The sequence below is a fragment of the Pseudomonas sp. CDFA 610 genome (genome assembly GCF_021147865.1).
Lineage (GTDB): Bacteria > Pseudomonadota > Gammaproteobacteria > Pseudomonadales > Pseudomonadaceae > Aquipseudomonas > Aquipseudomonas alliivorans.
On sequence record NZ_JAGTPM010000001.1, the window covers coordinates 686,420 to 707,702 of the forward strand.

The following is a 21,283-nucleotide window of genomic DNA, read 5'->3' on the forward strand; positions in this document are numbered from 1 at the left end:
TCAAAATCAACGCTGGCCTGCTCGGCGGCGAAGCGTGTCCAGCGTCACTGCAAGCGCAATAACCACGCCGATCACCACCTGTTGCACGAACGGCGAGACGCCCAGCAGGTTCAGGCCGTTGCGCAGTACGCCAATGATCAGCACACCCACCAGCGTGCCGCCGATGCTGCCGACACCGCCACTCAGGCTGGCGCCGCCAATGACCACCGCGGCGATGGCATCGAGTTCCAGCGTAAGCCCGGCACTCGGTTGTGAAGAATCAAGCCGTGCGGCCATGGCCACGGCTGCAAGCCCTGCGAGTGCGCCACTCAATGCATAGATCCACAGGGTGATTTTCTTGACCTTGATGCCTGACAGGCGCGCCACTTCCGCGCTGCCGCCGATGGCATAGAGACCGCGGCCGCCCGCCCGGAAGCGCAGATAAATCCAGGCCACGGCCAGCATTACCAGAAACAGCGCCACGGTCGCAGACAGAAAGCCAAAGTGACGCTGTGTGGCGAGGCTGGTAAACCAGTCGGGGAAACCCACAATCTGACGTCCGTCCGTGAGGATATTCGCCATCCCGCGGGCAACCGACATCATGGTCAGCGTGGCGATGAAGGCGGGCAGCCGGGCCTTGGCGATCAGCGTCCCGGAGATCAGACCGCAGACCATGCCACCGAGGATCGCCAGCGGTATGGCAAAGCCCATCGGCATGCCCATGTCCTGATAAAGCCAGCCCAGCAGCATCATCGAAAACGCCAGCACTGACCCGACCGACAGGTCGATCCCGCCGATGACAATCACCGCCGTCATGCCGATGGCGAGAATGCCCAGCACAGTCACCTGATCAAGGATGTTGAGCGCATTGCGGACCGAGAAGAAATATTCGGAGGTGAAGGAAAACGCCAGGATCAGAAGCGCAAGACCGATCAGAGGACCGCCCACGTTCTGAGGCAGGCGCAGTGCCAGACGGGTAAGGGGTTTAGGTGGGATCGAGCCAATCGGGGCTTTCACGTCCACGGGCTTCTCCTGGGTTTTGTTGTTGTTATTTGGCACGCAGGAATAATTATTCGTACGTGATTTTTAAATCAGACTCCCGCTGTGGCTCTTGGATGTCAAGCGCTTTCTTCGCCTTGAGGATGTGTGGCAGGTCGGCCCGAAGGCCGACGGAAGGGATTGACGGGCGAACGGATTAGGCTCTAAATACAAATATATTCTCATACATGAATAATTATTCGAGAATGACGCAGCCTCGATTTTCCGGTTTGCGTCCAGGTCACAACCAGGGGATCGAGATGAATCCATTCCGCTATGAAGTACCGCAGATCCGTGCGACAGCCCAGGCCATCCGACGCAGGATAATCAAGTTGAACGCCGAGTCGCCAGCCGGGGGACACACCGGTGCTGACCTGTCTGAGGCCGATATCCTCGCAACGCTGTACTTCCGGTTGCTCAACGTATCGCCCGACACGCTCAGCGACCCGGACCGTGATATCTACATCCAGAGCAAGGGGCACGGCGTCGGTGGTCTTTACTGCTGCCTGGCTGAAGCGGGGTATTTCCCTGCCGATTGGCTGGACACTTACCAGCATTTCGACTCACACCTGCCGGGACATCCGGTGCGCCAGAAAACCCCGGGCATCGAATTGAACACCGGCGCTCTGGGCCACGGTTTGCCGGTGGCCTGCGGCATTGCCATCGCTGCCAAGAAGTCCGGCAGCCGCAAGCATGTCTTCGTGCTGACCGGGGATGGCGAACTGGGTGAGGGTTCCAACTGGGAGGCGGCATTGACGGCCGCCAAGTATCAGCTGGACAACCTGATCGTGATCGTCGATCACAACCAACTGCAGCTCGCCGGCCGAACTGCAGAAATTCTTCCTCTGGAACCCTTGCCGGACAAATGGCGCGCCTTCGGTTTTCAGGTCAGCGAATGTGATGGCAACGATGTCACCCAACTGGTCCAGACGCTGGAAGCCATGCTGCAGCAATCCGGAGGCCCCAAGGTTCTGATTGCCAACACGGTGAAGGGTAAGGGCGTTTCGTTCATCGAAGATAAACCCGAATGGCATCACCGCGTTCCCAAGGGTGACGAAATAGAGGCCGCATTGAAGGAGCTTGATCATGTCCACTGAACACACTGTGGCGCCTGAAGCGCATCTGGCCTCGGTCATGGTCGAGGCCTTTATCAATGCCGTGGACAACGGTGTAGACCTGATCCCGGTGGTCAGCGATTCGACATCGACCGCCAAGATCGGCCCGTTCATGAAGCGCTTTCCCGACCGGTTGGTAAACGTCGGCATTGCCGAGCAGACCCTGGTGGGCGTTGCGGCAGGCCTGGGCTTGTCAGGAAAGGTCGCCGTAACGTGTAACGCTGCGCCGTTCCTGATTTCTCGCGCCAATGAACAGGTGAAGGTGGACGTCTGCTATAACCGCTCGAACGTCAAAATGTTCGGCCTCAACGCAGGCACCAGCTACGGCCCGCTTGCGAGCACGCACCACAGCATCGATGACATATCGGTCATGCGCGGTTTCGGGAACGTGCAGATTTTTGCTCCGGCCGATGGCGAGGAATGCAGGCAGATCGTCGACTACGCCATCGCCTATGACGGCCCGGTCTACATCCGGCTGGACGGCAAAGCGCTGCCCGCCGTGCACGGGGCCGACTACCGGTTTGTGCCTGGCCAGGTCGACATCTTGAAAACAGGACACGACGTCAGCATCGTCGCGCTGGGTTCGGTGGTTCATGAAGCCGTTGAAGCGGCAGTTCGCCTTGAAACAGCGGGAATCAGCGCGCAGGTCATCAACCTGTCTTCCATCCGACCGCTGCGGCGTGATGCCTTGCTTCAAGCCTTGTGCGCCACCCGCGCGGTAGTGTCGGTGGAAGAACACAACGTCAATGGCGGTGCGGGCAGCATCGTGGCGGAAGTACTGGCTGAAGCGGGGCAGGGCATTACGCTCGTCAGACTGGGCATTCAGGACGGCGAATATGCCTCGGCCGGCGGCCGCTCGCCGACACGTGCCAGACACCAGATCGATGCGGACGGGATTGTTGCGGCGGCGAACGCACTGTTGCAATAAGCTGAACCTCTTGTCCGCTCATCAAGACACAAAACAACAATAACAACAGGAAGCAGACGATGGCCTCCCATGACCCTCTGATTCTGGCGCTGGACGAAGGCACCACCAATGCCAAGGCGATCCTTGTTGATCGCAGCGGCAAAGTGGTTGCTCGCGCATTGCAGCCATTGAACGTTTCCCATCCCCGGCCCGGCTACGCGGAGCAGGATCCGGCCGCGATCTGGCGCGCCATGCTCGCCGCCATCGAAAACTGCATGACTTTGACTACGGCCCCGCTTGCCGCCATCGCCATCAGCAACCAGCGTGAGTCGGTGTTGGCCTGGGACAGAAAAACCGGCCAGCCTGTCTCGCCTCTGATCAGTTGGCAGTGTCGCCGCTCCGATGATTTCTGTGAGCAACTGGCCCGGCAAGGCCACGCCGAACTGATTCGTTCGACCAGTGGGCTGGCGCTGGACCCGATGTTTTCAGCAGGCAAGATGCGCTGGATTCTCGATCATCTGCCGGAGGGGCAGGCGAGGGCGGCGAATGGCGAGTTGTGCCTGGGTACCGTAGACACGTGGCTGTTGTGGCAACTGACAGGTGGAAAGGTCTTCGCCACAGACGCGTCCAATGCGGCGCGAACGCAACTGATGGACCTGCGTACCTGCCAGTGGAGCACTGCGTTGACGGAGGTTTTCAATATCCCTCTTACAGCACTGCCTGAAATCCGCCCCAGTGCGGGCCTATTCGGCGAGACCGTAGCGCATGGGGTGTTGCCTGCGGGTATCGCGATCATGTCGATGATCGGTGACTCTCACGCCGCGCTCTTCGGTCAGGGCGGATTCACTCCCGGTCTGGTGAAAGCCACGCTGGGCACGGGCTCCTCGCTCATGACCCCGACCACAAGGCTGGTGGGCTCAAGTGCAGGGCTGGCCACAACGGTTGCCTGGCAAACCGGAGCGCCGACGTATGCACTGGAAGGGAATATCGTGCATACCGGCGGCGCAGTGAACTGGGCCGCACGCCTGCTGGGTGCTGCGGACAACATTGATGCGCTGGCTGCCGAGGCCGCAGCTTTACCGGACAACGGCGGCGTGTATTTCGTCCCTGCACTCGGCGGACTCGGTGCGCCTCATTGGAACTCTCAGGCTCGCGGACTGATCTGCGGGCTGACTGAAGCCTCCACTCGCGCTCATATCCTGCGCGCTACGCTTGAGGCCATTGCCTACCAGATTCGCGACGTTTTCGAGGCGATGGAGCAGGACAGTTCAGGCCCGCTGGGTGAGCTGTGGGTCGATGGCGGTGCCACCCGCAATGAATGGCTGATGCAATTTCAGGCAGACCTGTTGCAACGCCCGGTGATCCGCAGCCTGTCGCCGGAAGTATCCGCCATCGGCGCTGCGCACCTCGCAGGTTTCGCGCTTGGCTGGTGGCCGGATGAAGACGCGCTGGCAAGTCTCGAACGCCCTCGGCAACGATACGCACCCCGGCGCAATGCGGTGCCTTCGCTGTATTCGCAATGGAAACAGGCGTTGCAGCGCACGGTAATGCAATGAGCCAGTGCTGACGCTTCAGAGCAGACGCTCAGCATCATCTATTCGATCAACTGCATGCTGTCATACACGACCAGACAGCAGCAGGCGCAGCACGGCATCCAGGCCAAGCGTCGCATCAGACGTACTCATGGCATTTCGAATCAGGATCAGTCCTTGCCCGCACCCGCGTGCAGGGGCACTTGCGCCACTGCCACATCCGCAGGCAAGGGCGTTACAAGGTACTGGCGGTAGGGTGCGAACGCTTCAAGTACCGCGTCGTCCTGCGGGCGATAGTCATCGCCGCTCAGTTGTTGCAGATTGGCGACGCATGCTCTGCCAATCGTGCGCTGGCATTCGTCATTGGCAGATTCAGCCGCAGAGGAGGAGAACAGGGCAAACCCGGTGCCGGGTTGCTGAGCATCGTTGAACATGGGGTGTGTCACGTTTTCGAACCCGTTCGCTTCGACCAGCAATTGCGAGGAGGCTGTGCGCGACATGATTGCGCCTTGATAGGTCAGGCGGGCAAACACGTTATTGACCAGTTGAGCGAGGACCGCAGCATCGTGCATGCCACCCGCATGTGGCGCGCGGCCTGAGGTGTCGTGCACGTAGTTGCGGGCCAGCGTCAAGGTGTCATGGCTGCCGAGGAACAGCCACACCCAGTAATGATGGCCATCGCAGGTCGAGGACTAGAGCGTGCGGCCGTCGAATTCGTTATCGGATATCGTCACATGGGACGCAGCGCCGAAGCCAGTCACGATCATCTATCCGACAATCAACGAATCGCCTGCGTATTGTTCGACGCTTCTTAAGCTGCGGTTCAGCCGTCTGTTTCTATTCACCGCCTTTCATGCGTCGCGCGATCAGGTAGATACCCAGACCGGCCAGCGCACAGCCAGCGCCGATGTAACCCGTACTGGTCCAGCCAAGGCCTGCGGTGATCGCCATGCCGCCGAACCATGGGCCCAGTGCGTTGGCCAGGTTGAACGCCGCATGATTGGAGGCTGCCGCCAGACTCGGCGCTTCGTGAGCGATGTCCATCAGACGAATCTGCAGCGGTGCGGCCAGCGCGACCATGGTGCCGACCAGAGCCATGCCAGGCAGTACGCCCCACAACGAACCGGCAGCGAACGGGAAGAACAGCAGGACGGCCATCGACCATACCAGCAGGACGCCAACGGCCTTGAACTGCATGCGGTCGAACAGCTTGCCACCGGCAATGTTGCCGATGATGCCGCCCACACCGAAGGCTGCCAGCCCGAAAGGAATCCACTGTGGTGACACGCGCGTCACTTCGAGCATTGTCGGTGCCAGGTAGCTGAAGACGCAGAACATCCCGGCAAAACCGACAGCGCCGATGGCAAGCGCCATCCACACCTGCGGTCTGGTGAAGGCACCCAGTTCCTTGCGCGGATCGCTGCGAGGCTCGTCATGACGGTCCGGCACGAACTGCCACACCAGGGCGATCGTACAAAGGGCGATAAGGCCCACCAGCGCGAAGGCGGAACGCCAGCCGAAAAACTGCCCAAGAAACGTCGCAATCGGGTTGCCCAGCAACATCGCCAGGGTCAGGCCCATCATCACCCGCGCCACCGCTCCAGCCCGCTGATTGTCGGGCACCATGCTCGACGCAACGACCGCAGCGATACCGAAATAGGCCCCATGGGGCAGACCGCTGATGAAACGAAACGCCACCAGGCTGCCAAAGGTCGGTGTGAACGCCGTGGCCACGTTGCCAATCGCGTAGAGGGCCATCAGCAGCAACAGCATGTTTTTACGCAACAGCCTGGCGCCGAGAATTGTCAGCAGCGGGGCGCCCACCATCACGCCAAGTGCGTAGGCGCTGATGGCATGACCGACCTGAGGTTCGCTCAGGTTCAGGTTGGTGGCTATATCAGGCATCAGGCCCATGATGGCGAACTCGCCCGTACCGATGGCGAAGCTGCCTACGGCCATGGCCGCTTCCATTTTGCCAGCGGCGCGCGCGGGCAGAACGTGCCCGGTTTTTTGCTGAATCGACATGCGTCGCTCCCTTTTGAAGGATTACCAAACCAAAAACGCCGGTGCTGACTGAGCATCGGCGAAGGGCTCTAGAACAGAGTTTGACGGGAGAGTTCCGGCTAAATCGGCAACAGCGTGCAAAAGGAATGATTCGACGTTAGATACGGAAGCCTCCTACAAGCGATCTCAAAAGGACTGGGGAACACCCAAGAGCAAGACAGGCAAACGCCCCCTTCATGCCTTTAATGATGATCACATTATTCAGGCAATGCCTGTTATGAAACGCATTCAGCGGCTTCTGGCGCAGCGTGTTCACGTTTCATGGACTTCATCGCAGGCAGCAGACTGACCAGGCCCACCAGCGCCATTGCGGCACCAACCCAGAGCGGCGAACGCAAACCATACCCGGCGTCTATCACGGCACCGCCAGCCCAACTGCCGAACGCCAGGCCCGCAGTGATCACCGAGGTGTGCAGAATGTTGACCATGGCCGCCGGTTCGGCCGCTTTCATCACCCGTGCAACCATTGCCGGGTTCAACGCGACGCCCGTCAGACCCAGAGCGAAGAAACAGCCCAGATTCAGCCACAGATGATCGCCCGCCAGCGCGAAGCCACCCAGTGCCAGCACCATCAGCGCAAGGCCCCAGGCCAGGGCAGGGAGCGTGTGGCGATCCGCGAAACGCCCCACGATCATGTTGCCCATCAGGTTCGCAACGCCGTAGATAGCGAGCACAGGCGCGACCAGCGTGGGCGTGATGCCGACTTCATGAATCAGGATCGGCGTGCAGTAGCTGAACGCCGCGAAGGTGCCACCGATGATCAGGCCACTGGTGATGTAGGCACCCCAGAGCCTGGGGTTTTTCAAGCCCGCCCATTGCTGACTGAGGGGCGGTTCGCCACCTTTTTGAATGGCTGGCAGGCGGCGCGTCGCCAGGACCGTACACAGCATCGCCAGCGCGACCACAGCCCAGGAACTGGCACGCCAGCCGACATGCTGTTCGACCCAGGTGGTCATCGGCACGCCGATCACCGGAGACAGCATCAACCCGGCCAGCACCACTGAAACAGCACGTCCGCGGCCTTCAGGCGCCACCAGCCCTGCGCAGATCGTCATGCACAGACCGATGCACACGGCACTCGAAACACCCATGATGATGCGTGCAAAGGCAAGCACCGCATAACTCGGAGCCGCTGCCGCAACAGCGCCTGCGATCACGTAACACGTCAGCAGCCAGACCAGCGCTCGCTTGTTGCTGATGCCCCGTGAAAGCAGCAACACCGTGACCGGCGGACCGCCCAGCGCCATACCCAGCGCGTAATAGGCAATCAGATTGCCGACCTGCGCCAGACTGACGGAAAACGCTTCGGCCAGCGCAGGCATCATCCCGGCCACCATGAATTCGGCAGTGACCAGGGAAAAGATCGTCAGACCCAACAGGTAGACGGTTGAAGGCAGTTTGGAGCGGGTAGTCATCAGCGTCTCGGGCCTGGGAAAAGGTCGGCTACCCTAAGGAATGTTGACCGGATGGTCAAATCAACGTCAGGCATATCGTTATTCATTCGGCATAATGCTTTCGCTTTCGCTTTCGCCCACCCTGACCACTCAGGGAGCCGTCGTCGTTCTGATCAATGGAGAAGTGCTCAGACGATCGAAGGCGATCCGTTCAGGTCCAACCCTGGAACGCCGCGCCCTGCGGACTGCTTGCCGACACAGGAATGACGATGCATTAACCTGATGGAGCCGGATTCTTGCCCACGATTTCCCTTCGAGGTACCCGATCATGATTCGCGCAGCGGCGCTGAAATGGGCGAATGTCCGGCCCGACGAGCGAGCTGCCTTGTTGCTCGGTTTCGCCTTCCATTTCTGCGTGCTGGCCAGCTATTACCTGGTGCGCCCCTTGCGCGACGCTTTAGGGCTGGAAGGGGGCGCCGACAAACTTCAATGGCTCTTTACCGCGACTTTTGTGGTGATGCTGCTGATGGTCCCGCTGTTCGGTGCGCTGGTTTCGCGGCTGCCGCCCCGACGTTTCGTGCCGCTGATCTACCGAGGGATCGCAATGACGATGATCCTGTTCGGCGTCCTGATCGCAAACCGGGTTGCGCCTGTGCAGGTCGGCAATGTGTTCTTCGTCTGGATCAGCGTGTACAACCTGTTCATCGTGTCGATCTTCTGGAGCGTGCTGGTTGACCGGTTTTCCAGTGAGCAGGGCGAGCGGCTGTTCGGCTTTGTCGCCGCTGGCGGCACACTGGGAACCTTCATGGGACCGTTGCTGGCAGCGACCCTGGCGGCCCGGCTGGGGCCGATTGCATTGACCTTGGCTGCCGCGGTGCTGCTGGAACTGGCGGTTCGCTGTCATCGAGCGCTTTTGGCTCGTACCGAGGCGCACTCTGCTGATCCTTCGAAAGTGGATCACCGTATGGGCGGCAGCATGCTTGCCGGCATCACGCTAATCTCACGCTCGCCCTACCTGCTGGGGCTGGTGCTGTTCATGCTTCTGCACACCACCGCCGCGACCTTTCTGTACTTCGAGCAGGGCCGTATCGTCGCGGACAGCTATTCGGACGTGGCCAGCAGGACCCGGTTCTTCGCCATCGTCGATCTGATTGTGTCGGTGCTGACCCTGACGTTCCAGCTTTTGCTGACAGGCCCCTTGATCCGCATGATTGGCGTCGGTGGCGCGCTGATCGCCTTACCGCTGGCGACGGTTGTCGCGTTCACCGCCATGGCGCTGGCACCTGTGCCGACCACCGTCGCGCTGGCGCAGGGGCTGCGCCGTGCCGTCGAATTTTCCGTGGTCCGCCCGGCGCGGGAAGTGCTCTGGACCGTGGTCAGTCGTGAAGAAAAGTACAAGGCCAAGAATGTCATCGAAACGCTGGTGTATCGCGGTGGCGACGCGATAAGCGGGTGGCTGTCAGTGGGACTGGCGGCAATGGGCGCGGGATTCGGCATGGTCGCCATGCTGATTCTGCCCGTTGCCGGAGGTTGGGCCGGGTTATGCCTGTGGCTCGCCAAACGTCAGAAACACAAGGCGGATGCGTCTGAGGGGCTGCGTAATGCTGATCCGGAGAAGTAGCCGCTAGAACCAGGTTTTCAGCCTGTCCCTGAAACTCTGAATCAGAGGCTCTTTCGCACGCCCGCGTCGCAGTGCCAGTGAAAAGGGTGCCTGATGACCGAATGTGGTGGGCAACAACACTTTCAGACGCTTCTGGTCCACCCAGAACTGCGCGTAGTGCTCTGGCAGATAGCCTATGTAGGCGCCGGACAACACCAGAATCAACTGCGCTTCCATCGACTCCACGGTCGCTGCGCTGTCCTTGAAGCCGTGACGAGCCAGTTCGGCCTGGCTCCAGTAACCACGCCCGACCATGCGCTGCTGGGTGATGACTTCTGCCGGGATACGCCGCTGCTCGAACAACTCGTGTCGGTCACTGCAGTACAGCCAGTGCTGCTCGCGGTACAGCGCCTGGTACATCAGACCATTCATGCGAGTCGAGAAGGAGCCGATGGCCAGGTCCACGCGGTTTTCCAGCACACCCAGTTGCAGTTGCGCGGGGCTGAGCACCGAAAGGTGCAGGTGAACCGCCGGGTGCTCCTTGCTGTAGGCACCGATGACCTCGGCCAGTGGCAACGCCGGATCGCTGACCGTGGAGTCCAGCACACCCAGATTCAGCGTGCCGCGCAGTTCGCCCTTGAGCGCCGCGCTGTAACGTTCGAACCCTTCAAGCTCTGCCAGAAGTCGCAGCGTCTCCTGATGGAAAAGCTCACCTTTACTGGTCAGGTTGAAACCGCCACGCCCCCTGTGGCAGAGCACCAGGCCCACATGGGTTTCGAGCTGACTCATGTAAGTGCTGATCGCCGACGTGGAAAGATTGAGCTCCTGCTGCGCTGCCGCAAACCCTTGATGGCGCACCACGCTGGCGAAGATGCGCAGCAGTTTCAGGTCGGGCAGGGCAGAGGACATGGGCGCTCCGTGGGCAGTCGTTGATTGCGCGGCTGAGTTTGTTACATACGTCAGCCGCCGTGTGCGGCGCACATCATGCCTCTCAAAACCGGCCGACGACAATCGCCAATAGTTTTGAAATCTCTGAACTAAGTATTTGCTGGCAGCGATTCTTCTGGCCGCAGGCCGTCACCAGAATGGCCTCACATTTATCGGAACAACGTGAGGCCCTTCGTGGACAAGACTTTCCACCAGCCACTGGGCGGTAATGAGATGCCGCGTTTCGGCGGTATCGCCACCATGCTGCGCCTGCCCCATGTGCAAGCCCCGGAAGAACTGGACCGCCTGGACGCTGCCTTTGTCGGCATTCCGCTGGATGTCGGCACGTCGCTGCGACCCGGCACGCGTTTCGGACCACGCGGAATTCGCGCCGAGTCAGTGATGATCCGCCCGTACAACATGGCCACCGGCGCCGCACCCTTCGACTCGCTGAATGTGGCCGATATCGGTGACGTGGCGATCAACACCTTCAACCTGCTGGACAGCGTGCGCATCATTGAAGAGGCGTACGACCGCATTCTCGGCCACGGCATCATTCCACTGACCCTGGGCGGCGATCACACCCTGACCTTGCCGATCCTGCGCGCCATTCACAAGAAACACGGCAAGGTCGGGCTGGTGCACATCGATGCCCACGCCGACGTCAACGATCACATGTTTGGCGAGAAAATCGCCCATGGCACGACCTTCCGCCGCGCGCAGGAAGAAGGCCTGCTCGACAGCGAGCGTGTGGTGCAGATAGGTCTGCGTGCCCAGGGTTACACCGCAGAGGATTTCAACTGGAGCCGCAAACAGGGCTTCCGTGTGGTGCAGGCCGAGGAGTGCTGGCACCAGTCACTTGCACCGTTGATGGCTGAAGTACGCGAAAAAGTCGGCGGCGGGCCGGTGTATCTGTCGTTCGACATTGATGGCATCGATCCCGCATGGGCACCCGGCACCGGTACTCCGGAAGTGGGCGGCCTTACCACCATTCAAGCCCTTGAGATCATTCGTGGCTGCCACGGCCTGGACCTGATCGGTTGCGATCTGGTGGAAGTGTCGCCGCCCTATGACACCACCGGCAACACCTCATTGCTGGGCGCCAACCTGCTGTACGAAATGCTGTGCGTGCTGCCGGGCGTAGAGCGCCGTTGAGCGCCGTTGAGCCCCGTTGTGACCGAAGAATAAACAGATCGACCCTCCGTCCGGGGTTAACGGGCGGCCATAAAGGGTCAGCGTGCCTGCGCTGGCCTTACAACAACCGTAACAGGTGCTGGAGCGATACATGAGCCATTCGATGCGTGCCGAAAAACCCGACAAAACCCGAATCGAAACCTGGGGCGTCGAGCAGATCCCCGACAGCCAGCGCCACGCACGCCCGCTGGATTTGTTTCGCCTGATTTTCGGCGGTGCCAATACCTTTTCAACGGCGGTGCTGGGCAGCTTTCCGGTGCTGTTCGGGTTGTCGTTTCAGGCCGGGTTCTGGTCGATTGTGCTCGGCGTGATGATCGGCGCGCTGATCCTCGCACCCATGGGCCTGTTCGGTGCGCTCAACGGCACCAACAACGCGGTCTCGTCCGGGGCGCATTTCGGGGTGCATGGACGCATCATCGGCTCATTTCTGTCGCTGCTGACGGCCGTGGCGTTCTTTTCCCTGTCGGTGTGGAGTTCCGGTGACGCGCTGGTCGGCGGTGCACAGCGTCTGGTCGGCCTGCCGGAAAATGACCTCAGTCTGGGGCTGGCCTACGGCTTGTTCGCCATATTGGTGCTGGTGGTGTGCATCTTCGGCTTCCGCTTCATGCTGTGGGTCAACAAAATCGCGGTCTGGGCGTCGAGCCTGCTGTTTCTGCTGGGCATCTTCGCGTTCGCCGGACCGTTCGATGCGGGCTACGCAGGCAGCGTCAATCTTCAACAGCCGGGGTTCTGGGCGGCGTTTGTGGGGGCTGCGCTGTTGGCGATGAGCAATCCGGTGTCGTTCGGCGCTTTCCTGGGCGACTGGTCACGCTACATCCCGCGTGAAACTTCAAAGACGCGGATCATGCTCGCAGTGCTGGCAGCGCAGGCCGGCACCTTGATTCCCTTTCTATTTGGCCTGTGTACGGCAACGCTGGTAGCCAGCCAGGCACCGCAATACATCGAAGCCAATAACTATGTCGGCGGGTTGCTGGCGATTTCGCCGGGCTGGTTCTTCCTGCCGGTATGCCTGATTGCCGTGATCGGCGGATTGTCCACCGGCACCACCGCGCTGTACGGCACCGGTCTGGACATGTCGAGCATTTTCCCACGCCTGCTCAGCCGTGCCGGGGCCACATTGTTGATCGGCATTGCCGCCATTGCCTTCATCTTCATTGGCCGTTTCACCTTCAATCTGGTGCAAAGCGTGTCGACCTTCGCCGTGCTGATCATCACCTGTACCAGCCCATGGATGGTGGTCATGATTCTGGGCCTGATTACCCGTCGCGGCTTTTACCACGCAGACGATCTGCAAGTGTTCACCCGGGGTCAGCGGGGCGGGCATTACTGGTTTCACCATGGCTGGAACTGGCGCGGGCTGGGTGCCTGGATTCCCAGCGCGGCGACAGGTCTGTGCTTCGTCAACTTGCCGGGGCAATTCGTCGGACCACTGGGCGAACTGGCTGGCGGCATCGACGTCAGCCTGCCAATCACACTAGGCCTTGCGACGCTCTTGTACCTCACCTTGCTGCGCACTTTTCCCGAGCCTGCCGGGGTTTACGGCCCAAGCGGCGCCCACCCGATGCTCGGCCGCAAGGCGATGAGCAATGGGGTGCAACCGGCTTCCGTCCACTCGTGATCGGTGCTGCGCCCCGGCAGGCGCAGACGATGAGGCATGCCCATGAAACTGGAACTCTTTCGAACGTTGTGGGGTTATCGCGGGACCTGGCAGCAGGCGCTGGATGAAGCGCGAGCTGCGGGTTTCGACGGACTCGAAGCCCGCATCCCTGAACACAGCGCGGAGCGTGGGGCGTTCGCGGCTTTTCTGCGCGACCACCAAGTGCCGTACATCGCGATTCTGTTCACCTCCACACCTGTGCTGCCGGCGCAATCCGCCACGCCCGCCGAGCATCTGGACGACTTCGCCCGCAAGTTGCAGCTCGCCGCAGAGCTTGAACCGCGCTTCGTCAACGTGCTGGCCGGTAACGACCGCTGGCCTTTGGCCCAGCAAGTGGATTTTTTCGGTGAGGCGCTGCAGATTGCCGCTCGCAGCGGCCTTGTGTGCAGCTTCGAAACCCACCGGGCGCGGTCGCTGTTCAATCCCTGGCTGACCCTGCAACTGATCGAGCAAGTACCGGACCTTCGTTTCACCAGCGATATCAGCCATTGGGTGGTGACGTGCGAACGTCTGTTGAACGATCCGGCAGACGATCTGCGTGCCTTTGTCGAGCGTGTGCACCACATTCAGGCGCGGGTCGGTTATGACCAGGGCCCGCAAGTACCGCACCCGGCAGCGCCCGAGTATGCCGACGCACTGGCGTTTCATCAGCAGCACTGGGCCGACATATGGAAATCCCAGCAGGCGCGAGGCTACACCGGCACGACCATGACCCCGGAGTTCGGCCCGGACGGCTACCTGCATCACCTTCCGTTTACCGACGTGCCGATCGCCGACCTATGGAGCCTCAATGCCTGGATGGGTCGCACCGAGCGCGAGCACTTCAACACTGTCGTCAATTCATCCACGAGGCCGCTGTCATGAGTGAACGTCCTGCTTTTACGCAAATTCCCGTGGTCGATATCCAGGGGCTGTTCAGCGAGCGCCTCGAGGACCGTCAGGCAGTTGCCCAAACGCTGGGCGAGGCCGCCCGCCACGTGGGCTTTCTGTACATCACCGGGCACGGTATCGAGCCTGCGCTGATCGACAACCTGCACCGCGCCGCCGAGCAGTATTTCAACCAGTCGATCGACGCCAAGATGCGTCATTACATCGGTGCCTCGCAGACACACAAGGGCTTCGTGCCTGAAGGTGAAGAGGTGTACGGCACGGGCAAGCCGGATCATAAAGAAGCCTTCGATATCGGTTTCGAAGTGCCCGCCGACAATCCGTTAGTGGTTGCAGGTACACCGTTGCTGGGTCCGAATGACTGGCCGAGACTGCCCGGATTTCAAGCCGCCGTGCAGGCCTACTATCAGGCTGTGTTCGCCCTGGGACACCAGCTGTTTCGCGGGTTTGCTCTGGCACTGGGCCTGGACGAACACTATTTCGATGAGATGGCCTGTTTCCCACCGTCCAAACTGCGCCTGATTCATTACCCGTTCGACGCCACAGCCGAAGACGCACCGGGCATCGGCGCGCACACCGACTACGAGTGCTTCACCATTCTCAAGGCCGATCAGCCGGGGCTTGAAGTCATGAACGAAAAGGGCGAGTGGATCGATGCGCCGCCCTTGCCCGATGCCTTTGTGGTCAACATCGGCGACATGCTCGAAGTCATGACCAGCGGCACTTTCGTGGCCACCGCGCACCGGGTGCGCAAGGTCAGGCAGGAGCGCTATTCCTTTCCGCTGTTTTACGCCTGTGATTACCACACCCTGATCAAGCCGTTGCCGCAATTCGCTGGCGACGCAGAGGGCTACGAGGAAATCGCCATTGGCGAACACATGTGGGCCCAGGCTTTGCAAACCTATCAATACCTTCGCCAGCGCGTCGCCAGCGGGCAGCTTGCCTTGCCGGAACGCGCCAGAAAGCCATCAAGCTTCGGGCACCTGAAAAACCAGAGCGTGACTTCGTGACCTGCCGTTTCCCTCAATCTGGAATGACTACTATGCAAAACACCACGCTTTCGCGCTTTGCCGCTTCGGTTCTGGGTCTGGCCCTGTTTGCCGGTGCCGTTCACGCAGCGCCCACGGCAACACCCGGCACGCTCAAGGTCGGCATGGAGATTTCCTACCCGCCGTTCGAATCCTACGACGGCGACAAAGTCGTCGGGTTCGACCCTGATGTCTCCGCTGCACTGGCAAAACAGTTGGGCGGTCTGAAAGTGGAGTTTGTCGACACTCGCTTTCCGAACCTGATTCTGGGCCTGAACGCCAACCGCTTCGATACCATCATTTCGGGCATGTACATCACCGACGAGCGCACCAAGCAGGCCGAGGCGATCCCTTACGCGCAAGTCGGTGCCGCCATCATGGTGCGCAGCGACAACACGGCAAAGCCCCAGCAGCCCGAAGACCTGTGCGGCATGAAAGTCGGCCTGCAACAGGGCACCAACTGGATCAATCAGCTCAAGGCCGTGTCTGCCGATTACTGCGCCAGGCAGAACAAGGGCGAGATCGCCATCAGCGAATTTCCGACCACTGCCGAGGCGTCCCAGGCATTGATGTCCGGCAACATTCAGGCGCACCTGGAAATCTCCGCGGCCGCCCAGATGATCATCGACAAGGCCCGTGGGCGCATTCTGATCAGCTCGCAGAAAGCGTTGTATCCACAAACGCTGGGTATCTACGTGAAGAAAGGCAATACCGAACTGACGGAGCAGATGCGCAGCGCAGTGGATGCGTGGAAGAAAAGCAGCGAATACAGCGAGATGCTCAAGAAGTACAACCTTGAGCCCGCGTGAAGCGATGGTGCTGTGTGTCTGAAACAACCAGGTCGCACAGCCAATATTCCACTGTGGAAGGCGGCTTGCCGGCGATGCGATTTCTCAGACCACTTTGCAGTGACTGCATTGACGCCATCGCCGGCAAGCTGCCTCCCGCAGGAACTCTTCTTCTTTAACGGGTTGCGCGTTGTCAGGTGAGCAGTCAGAAGCTGCTTCGCGCCACCAGCAGGTTGCCTTCACAGCAATACCGGCCATCACCTTCACCCGCTGCACCGAGGTCAACATGGCATTCGATTGGGCTTACTTTTTCTCGCTGTTTTCGTTTTCCGCTTTCTGGAAAGCCTGCCTCACGGTGGTTCAGCTGAGCACGCTGGCATGGACGCTCGGGCTTGCGCTGGGCTTCATGCTGGCAAGCGCCAAGCTGTCCAGCCACGCCTGGCTGCGCCTGCCCGCACATTTTTATGTGTGGCTGTTTCGCAGCATCCCGTTATTGGTGTTGCTGGTGTTCGTCTACAACCTGCCGCAGCTCTTTCCATCGACCGGCAGCGTGTTGTCGCAGCCGTTCTATTCAGGGCTTATCGCGCTGGTGCTGACCGAAACAGCGTACATGGCAGAAATCCATCGAGGCGGCCTGCTGTCGGTGCTCAAGGGCCAGCGTGAAGCGGCCAAGGCGCTGGGTATTCGCGGGCTTGGCGCGCAGCGGCTGGTGATCATTCCGCAGGCCATCCGAATCGCCTTGCCGACGCTGACCAACGAATACGTGACTATCGTCAAACTCACCTCGTTGGTATCGGTCATTTCCCTGAATGAATTGCTGCTGGTGGGCCAGCGCTTGTATGCACAAAACTTTCTGGTGTTGGAAACCCTCGCCGCGGTTGCCGTGTATTACGTGCTGATCGTCACCGTGTTCGGCTGGCTGTTGCAGTGGGCCGAACGGCACCTCGATCTGTCGCGCAAGACCGCCCGGACGCTGGACGACAGTCAGGCCGCCGCGCTGCGTCAACCCGCCGCAAAGGGCAAAACTGCTGTCCAGAAAATACCCGGACAACCGGATGCGTTGCTGTTGCGCGGTATCCACAAGCGCTATGGCAATCACGAAGTGCTCAAAGGCATCGACTTGACCGTTCGCCCCGGCGAAGTGATTTCGATCATCGGGCCTTCAGGCTCCGGCAAGACCTCGCTGATTCGTACAGTCAACAATCTGGAGAGCATCGACAAGGGCGAGATCGTGCTGTTTGGCAACGACTTTATTGCCGCCGGCAAGCACCCGGAGTCCCCGGTGATCCGCCAGGGCATTCGGCGCATCGGCATGGTGTTTCAGAACTTCAACCTGTTTCCGCACCGCACCATCCTCGACAACGTGATTCTGGCCCCGCGTTACCACGGACTGGCCAGCACCGGTGAACTGCGCCGCAAAGGCCATGCGTTGCTGGACCGGGTGGGCTTGCTGGCCCACGCCGACAAGTACCCGCATCAATTGTCGGGCGGCCAGCAACAGCGGGTTGCCATTGCTCGCGCACTGGCCATGGAACCCGACATCATGCTGTTCGACGAACCGACGTCTGCACTCGATCCGGAACTGGTAGGCGACGTGCTCAATGTCATTCGCGACCTTGCCGAAGAGGGCATGACCATGCTGATCGTGACTCACGAGATGGATTTCGCGCTGTCGATTTCCGACCGCATCGTCTTCATGGAAAACGGTCATGTGGCGGCTGACGCTTCGCCAGCGCAGATCCGCAGCGAAGGCCATGAGCGGGTGCGCCGTTTTATCGGCCTGGATCAGGAGGCTATGGCATGACCACGTGTGGAGCGTTTCTCATCACACAACTGCAAGCCTGGGGCGTTGACACCGTGTTCGGTATTCCCGGCGTGCACACCGTCGAACTGTATCGTGGTCTGCCTTCCAGCAGCATCCGTCACATTACCCCGCGTCATGAGCAGGGCGCCGGCTTCATGGCCGATGGGTATGCGCGGGTCAGCGGAAAACCCGGCGTGTGTTTCATCATCACCGGCCCGGGCATGACCAACATCCTGACCGCGATGGGCCAGGCGTACGCCGACTCGATTCCGATGCTGGTGATCTCCAGTGTCAACGAGCGCTCGCGTTTGGGCCTGGGTAACGGCTACTTGCACGAACTGCCGGATCAGCGCGCCATGGTCGCGGGTGTCAGTGCGTTCAGCCATACCCTGATGGAAGTTGATGAACTGCCTGACGTTCTGGACAGGGCGTTTGCCGTGTTCGACAGCCAGCGACCGCGACCGGTGCACATCGAATTGCCGCTGGACATCATCACTGCAGTTGCCGATCACTTACCGGTGCGCCCACGTAAAGTGATCGCCCGTCCAGCGCCCGACCCTGCCGCGATTCAAGAAGCCGCTGCACGTCTTCGTCAGGCCAAACGGCCACTCCTGCTGCTGGGCGGTGGCTGCGTGGATGCCGTGACCGAGGCAAGCGAGCTGGCCTCACGTCTTGATGCCCCGACAGCGCTGACCATCAATGCCAAGGGGCTGCTGCCCAGCGATCATCCGTTGTTGGTCGGCAGCAACCAGTCACTGATTCCGGTTCGACACTTGTCGCTGAACGCCGATGTGGTGCTGGCGATTGGCACAGAGCTGGGCGAGACCGATTACGACGTCGTGTTCGACGATAACTTCCGGATTGGCGGCGAGCTGATTCGTATTGATATCGATCCTGCGCAACTGACCCGCAACCATGCACCAGGCCTTTCGATTGTCAGTGATGCGCAGCAGGCCATGAACGCGTTGCTGGACCTCTTGCCGCCTCGTGTTGCCCGTCCCGACAGCCCCGGCTCGCAACAGGCCGCCGAGGCTCGAAGACAGCTGTCCGAAGATTTCAGCGGTTGGGCGCATTACCAGCGATTGTTCGAATGCATCCTTGAGGTGCTGCCTGACGCACGCTTTGTCGGTGATTCGACCCAGACCGTCTACAGCGGCAATCATCTGGTCGATCTCGACAGCCCACGGCGCTGGTTCAACGCATCGACCGGCTACGGCACGCTGGGTTATGGCCTTCCAGCCGCCATCGGCGCGAAGCTGGCTGATCCGACGGTACCTGTGATCAGCCTGATGGGAGACGGGGGTATCCAGTTCACGCTGCCGGAGCTGGCCAGCGCCGTGGAAGCGCGAGTCGCGATTGTCGTGCTGTTGTGGAATAACCAGGGCTACGGCGAAATCAAGCGCTACATGGAGCGCCGCGACATCACACCGCTGGGCGTAGACATCTATACACCGGATTTTCTGACCATCGCCCGAGGCTTTGGCTGTATGGCCGAACGCGCCCGTGATCATGCGCACCTGCAAACGCTGCTGCGCGAAGCGCCAGGCGACCGGCCGTTGATCATTGAAGTCAACGAAGCTCCGCCATTTGCCCCGTAAACGCCGAAAGATCGGCCTTTGCAAGGGCCTCCGCCCATTTTCGAGGAGCAGCGCTCGATGAACACTTCGCATTACATCAACGGTCAATGGCAGGCAGGCGAGGGCAACGATGTCCTCACGGTTTACGATCCTTCCCTTGGCGAGCCCTTCGCAGAGCTGGTTTCGGCGAGCCCTGCGCAGGTTGATCAGGCCGTGACAGCCGCGCGTGCTGCGCTACCCGCCTGGAAGGCAACGACCGTCACTCATCGGGCCACTGTGCTGCGCGGCTTTGCCGAGCAGCTGTGTCAGCGCCGCGAAACGCTGATCGAACTGCAGATGCGTAACAACGGCAAACCTCGCCATGAAGCCGAGGTGGATCTGGACGACGCGGTGGCAACCTTCACTTACTACGCCAATCTGGTTGAGACCCAGACCTCCCATCGCGATGTGCAGTTGCAAGTATCCGGTTTCACTTCACGCACACGTCTTGAAGCCGTGGGCGTCGTTGGTCTGATCGTGCCGTGGAATTTTCCGCTGGTGACCAGTGCATGGAAACTGGCCCCGGCCCTGGCGGCAGGCTGCACTGTGATCCTCAAGCCCTCGGAGACAACCCCACTGGCCGAGCTGGCGTACGCACAGATCGCTGAACAGGTGGGTTTGCCGAAGGGTGTACTGAACATCATCAACGGCAAGACCGAGACGGGTGCGGGGTTAAGCGAACACAAGGGTCTGGACAAGCTTTCTTTCACCGGCAGCAACGCTGTGGGCGTTCAGGTGATGCGCAGCTCGGCGGCATACTGTCGGCCAGTGACACTGGAACTGGGCGGCAAATCGGCGTTTATCGTGTTCGACGACTGCGACCCGGATCAGGCCGTGGAGTGGATCGTTGCCGGTATTTGCTGGAACGCCGGGCAGATGTGTTCGGCCACTTCGCGTTTGCTTATTCAGGATGGCATCGCCGAAGCGCTGATTCCGCGCCTGCAGACGGCTTTTCAGAACATGCGTGTTGGCAATCCTGTGAGCAGCGAAGTGGACATGGGCCCGCTGACCAGTCAGGCGCAATGGCGAAAGGTCCATGAATACTTTGCGATCGCTGAAGAAGAAGGGCTGAGCTGTCTGGCAGGCGGGAAAGCAGGCCGGCAAGGGCAGGGCTGGTTCGTCAGCCCTACGCTGTACACCGATGTTCCGGATAGCAGCCGATTGTGGACTGAAGAGATTTTCGGCCCGGTGCTCTGCACCCGGCGTTTCAGCACTGAAGACCAGGCCATCGCCCTTGCCAACGACAGCCGTTACGGTCTGGTCGCCACGGTGGCCAGCGCAGACATCGAACGTGCCGAGCGGGTAGCCGACGCGCTGGAGGTCGGCCACGTCTGGATCAATTCGATCCAGGCCGTGTTCGTCGAAACGTCTTGGGGCGGCCCCAAGGGCAGCGGCATCGGGCGTGAACTCGGGCCTTGGGGACTCGCGGCGTATCAGTCGGTCAAGCATGTGACGCGGCATAAATGAGTCCTTTGTTTCAAGAGAACCCTGTCAAACAGACAGGTGTTCTCAGCCTGCAAGGCGTGTCACATCAAACGTTGGGCAAAAAGATCTTGAAGAGAGCACAGTGCTTCAACCCGTAGAGCACTAACCTATTGGATCCGACAACGAATTTGAATGGGTTTGACAGCCGCCATTGAATGATGATCGCCTTCTCTACGCCCGGCGCAAAAACAATACAGGCAGGGCAACGACGTCCTCAATCTGTCATGTCGACGACGTACCGTAAGTACAGATGTAATAAAATATCTT

Annotated in this window: 16 protein-coding genes and 1 pseudogene; 12 read left to right on the plus strand and 5 right to left on the minus strand. The window is 60.4% G+C overall.

Annotation, left to right across the window (positions count from 1 at the left end; genetic code table 11):
- Nucleotides 1-6: 6 nt before the first annotated feature.
- Complete coding sequence (locus tag KDX39_RS02975; protein WP_442964520.1) at nucleotides 7-1,002, minus strand: ABC transporter permease; 996 nt, start codon at nucleotides 1,000-1,002, stop codon at nucleotides 7-9.
- A 275-nt stretch (nucleotides 1,003-1,277) separates the two neighbouring features.
- On the opposite strand from KDX39_RS02975, the gene KDX39_RS02980 reads away from it, so the two are divergent.
- Genes KDX39_RS02980 through KDX39_RS02990 form a run of 3 tightly spaced genes read left to right on the plus strand, consistent with a single transcriptional unit; the run spans nucleotide 1,278 to nucleotide 4,595 of the window.
- Complete coding sequence (locus tag KDX39_RS02980) at nucleotides 1,278-2,114, plus strand: transketolase (RefSeq protein ID WP_231659317.1); 837 nt, start codon at nucleotides 1,278-1,280, stop codon at nucleotides 2,112-2,114.
- Nucleotides 2,104-3,060 (plus strand): transketolase family protein, encoded by a 957-nt coding sequence (locus tag KDX39_RS02985; protein WP_231659318.1) that lies wholly within the window; start codon nucleotides 2,104-2,106, stop codon nucleotides 3,058-3,060. Before KDX39_RS02980 ends, KDX39_RS02985 begins: the two co-directional genes overlap by 11 nt.
- 59 nt (nucleotides 3,061-3,119) lie before the next feature.
- Complete coding sequence (locus KDX39_RS02990) at nucleotides 3,120-4,595, plus strand: FGGY family carbohydrate kinase (RefSeq protein ID WP_231659319.1); 1,476 nt, start codon at nucleotides 3,120-3,122, stop codon at nucleotides 4,593-4,595.
- Nucleotides 4,596-4,741: 146 nt separating this feature from the next.
- Here KDX39_RS02990 and KDX39_RS02995 read toward each other — a convergent pair.
- From KDX39_RS02995 to KDX39_RS03005, 3 genes and pseudogenes are all read right to left on the minus strand, one after another.
- Nucleotides 4,742-5,338 (minus strand): annotated as a pseudogene (locus KDX39_RS02995) (pectate lyase); the annotation flags it as partial.
- A 70-nt stretch (nucleotides 5,339-5,408) separates the two neighbouring features.
- Complete coding sequence (locus tag KDX39_RS03000) at nucleotides 5,409-6,596, minus strand: MFS transporter (RefSeq protein WP_231659320.1); 1,188 nt, start codon at nucleotides 6,594-6,596, stop codon at nucleotides 5,409-5,411.
- Between the two features lie 254 nt (nucleotides 6,597-6,850).
- Entirely contained in the window at nucleotides 6,851-8,050 is a 1,200-nt protein-coding gene (locus KDX39_RS03005; protein ID WP_231659321.1) for an MFS transporter, read from the minus strand.
- A 307-nt stretch (nucleotides 8,051-8,357) separates the two neighbouring features.
- Here KDX39_RS03005 and KDX39_RS03010 point away from each other — a divergent pair, with 307 nt between their 5' ends.
- A complete protein-coding gene (locus KDX39_RS03010; protein WP_231659322.1) occupies nucleotides 8,358-9,650 on the plus strand; it encodes an NTP/NDP exchange transporter in 1,293 nt (430 codons plus the stop codon).
- Nucleotides 9,651-9,653: 3 nt separating this feature from the next.
- On the opposite strand, the gene KDX39_RS03015 is transcribed toward KDX39_RS03010, so the two are convergent.
- The gene (locus KDX39_RS03015; protein ID WP_099230710.1) at nucleotides 9,654-10,538 is read right to left on the minus strand and encodes a LysR family transcriptional regulator; all 885 of its coding nucleotides are present in this window, start codon (nucleotides 10,536-10,538) and stop codon (nucleotides 9,654-9,656) included.
- 213 nt (nucleotides 10,539-10,751) lie between these two features.
- Here KDX39_RS03015 and speB point away from each other — a divergent pair, with 213 nt between their 5' ends.
- The 8 genes from speB to KDX39_RS03060 all read left to right on the plus strand — a co-directional run bounded on the left by speB (nucleotide 10,752) and on the right by KDX39_RS03060 (nucleotide 20,998).
- Complete coding sequence (speB, locus tag KDX39_RS03020) at nucleotides 10,752-11,711, plus strand: agmatinase (protein ID WP_210041475.1); 960 nt, start codon at nucleotides 10,752-10,754, stop codon at nucleotides 11,709-11,711.
- A gap of 142 nt (nucleotides 11,712-11,853) precedes the next feature.
- On the plus strand, nucleotides 11,854-13,368 hold the full coding sequence (locus tag KDX39_RS03025; RefSeq protein ID WP_231659358.1) for a purine-cytosine permease family protein: 1,515 nt from the start codon (nucleotides 11,854-11,856) through the stop codon (nucleotides 13,366-13,368).
- Nucleotides 13,369-13,410: 42 nt separating this feature from the next.
- Nucleotides 13,411-14,271: a sugar phosphate isomerase/epimerase family protein gene (locus tag KDX39_RS03030; RefSeq protein WP_231659323.1), complete on the plus strand. Its 861-nt coding sequence runs from the start codon at nucleotides 13,411-13,413 to the stop codon at nucleotides 14,269-14,271.
- Nucleotides 14,268-15,305: an isopenicillin N synthase family dioxygenase gene (locus tag KDX39_RS03035; RefSeq protein WP_231659324.1), complete on the plus strand. Its 1,038-nt coding sequence runs from the start codon at nucleotides 14,268-14,270 to the stop codon at nucleotides 15,303-15,305. Before KDX39_RS03030 ends, KDX39_RS03035 begins: the two co-directional genes overlap by 4 nt.
- A 32-nt stretch (nucleotides 15,306-15,337) precedes the next feature.
- Nucleotides 15,338-16,132, plus strand: a complete 795-nt coding sequence (locus KDX39_RS03040) for a transporter substrate-binding domain-containing protein (RefSeq protein ID WP_099230729.1) — start codon at nucleotides 15,338-15,340, stop codon at nucleotides 16,130-16,132.
- Between the two features lie 265 nt (nucleotides 16,133-16,397).
- Complete coding sequence (locus KDX39_RS26335) at nucleotides 16,398-17,915, plus strand: amino acid ABC transporter permease/ATP-binding protein (RefSeq protein ID WP_269439788.1); 1,518 nt, start codon at nucleotides 16,398-16,400, stop codon at nucleotides 17,913-17,915.
- Complete coding sequence (locus KDX39_RS03055) at nucleotides 17,912-19,513, plus strand: 5-guanidino-2-oxopentanoate decarboxylase (protein ID WP_231659325.1); 1,602 nt, start codon at nucleotides 17,912-17,914, stop codon at nucleotides 19,511-19,513. Before KDX39_RS26335 ends, KDX39_RS03055 begins: the two co-directional genes overlap by 4 nt.
- Nucleotides 19,514-19,570: 57 nt before the next feature.
- Complete coding sequence (locus KDX39_RS03060; RefSeq protein WP_231659326.1) at nucleotides 19,571-20,998, plus strand: aldehyde dehydrogenase family protein; 1,428 nt, start codon at nucleotides 19,571-19,573, stop codon at nucleotides 20,996-20,998.
- The last annotated feature ends 285 nt before the right edge of the window (nucleotides 20,999-21,283 follow it).

Coding starts and splice junctions, on each gene's coding strand:
- KDX39_RS02985 (WP_231659318.1), top strand. CDS start 2,104: ATGTCCACTGAACACACTGTGGCGCCTGAAGCGCATCTGGCCTCGGTC.
- KDX39_RS03015 (WP_099230710.1), bottom strand. CDS start 10,538: ATGTCCTCTGCCCTGCCCGACCTGAAACTGCTGCGCATCTTCGCCAGC.
- KDX39_RS03040 (WP_099230729.1), top strand. CDS start 15,338: ATGCAAAACACCACGCTTTCGCGCTTTGCCGCTTCGGTTCTGGGTCTG.
- KDX39_RS03005 (WP_231659321.1), bottom strand. CDS start 8,050: ATGACTACCCGCTCCAAACTGCCTTCAACCGTCTACCTGTTGGGTCTG.
- KDX39_RS03000 (WP_231659320.1), bottom strand. CDS start 6,596: ATGTCGATTCAGCAAAAAACCGGGCACGTTCTGCCCGCGCGCGCCGCT.
- KDX39_RS02980 (WP_231659317.1), top strand. CDS start 1,278: ATGAATCCATTCCGCTATGAAGTACCGCAGATCCGTGCGACAGCCCAG.
- KDX39_RS03035 (WP_231659324.1), top strand. CDS start 14,268: ATGAGTGAACGTCCTGCTTTTACGCAAATTCCCGTGGTCGATATCCAG.
- KDX39_RS02990 (WP_231659319.1), top strand. CDS start 3,120: ATGGCCTCCCATGACCCTCTGATTCTGGCGCTGGACGAAGGCACCACC.
- KDX39_RS03010 (WP_231659322.1), top strand. CDS start 8,358: ATGATTCGCGCAGCGGCGCTGAAATGGGCGAATGTCCGGCCCGACGAG.
- KDX39_RS03055 (WP_231659325.1), top strand. CDS start 17,912: ATGACCACGTGTGGAGCGTTTCTCATCACACAACTGCAAGCCTGGGGC.
- KDX39_RS03030 (WP_231659323.1), top strand. CDS start 13,411: ATGAAACTGGAACTCTTTCGAACGTTGTGGGGTTATCGCGGGACCTGG.
- KDX39_RS26335 (WP_269439788.1), top strand. CDS start 16,398: ATGGCATTCGATTGGGCTTACTTTTTCTCGCTGTTTTCGTTTTCCGCT.
- KDX39_RS03060 (WP_231659326.1), top strand. CDS start 19,571: ATGAACACTTCGCATTACATCAACGGTCAATGGCAGGCAGGCGAGGGC.
- KDX39_RS03025 (WP_231659358.1), top strand. CDS start 11,854: ATGCGTGCCGAAAAACCCGACAAAACCCGAATCGAAACCTGGGGCGTC.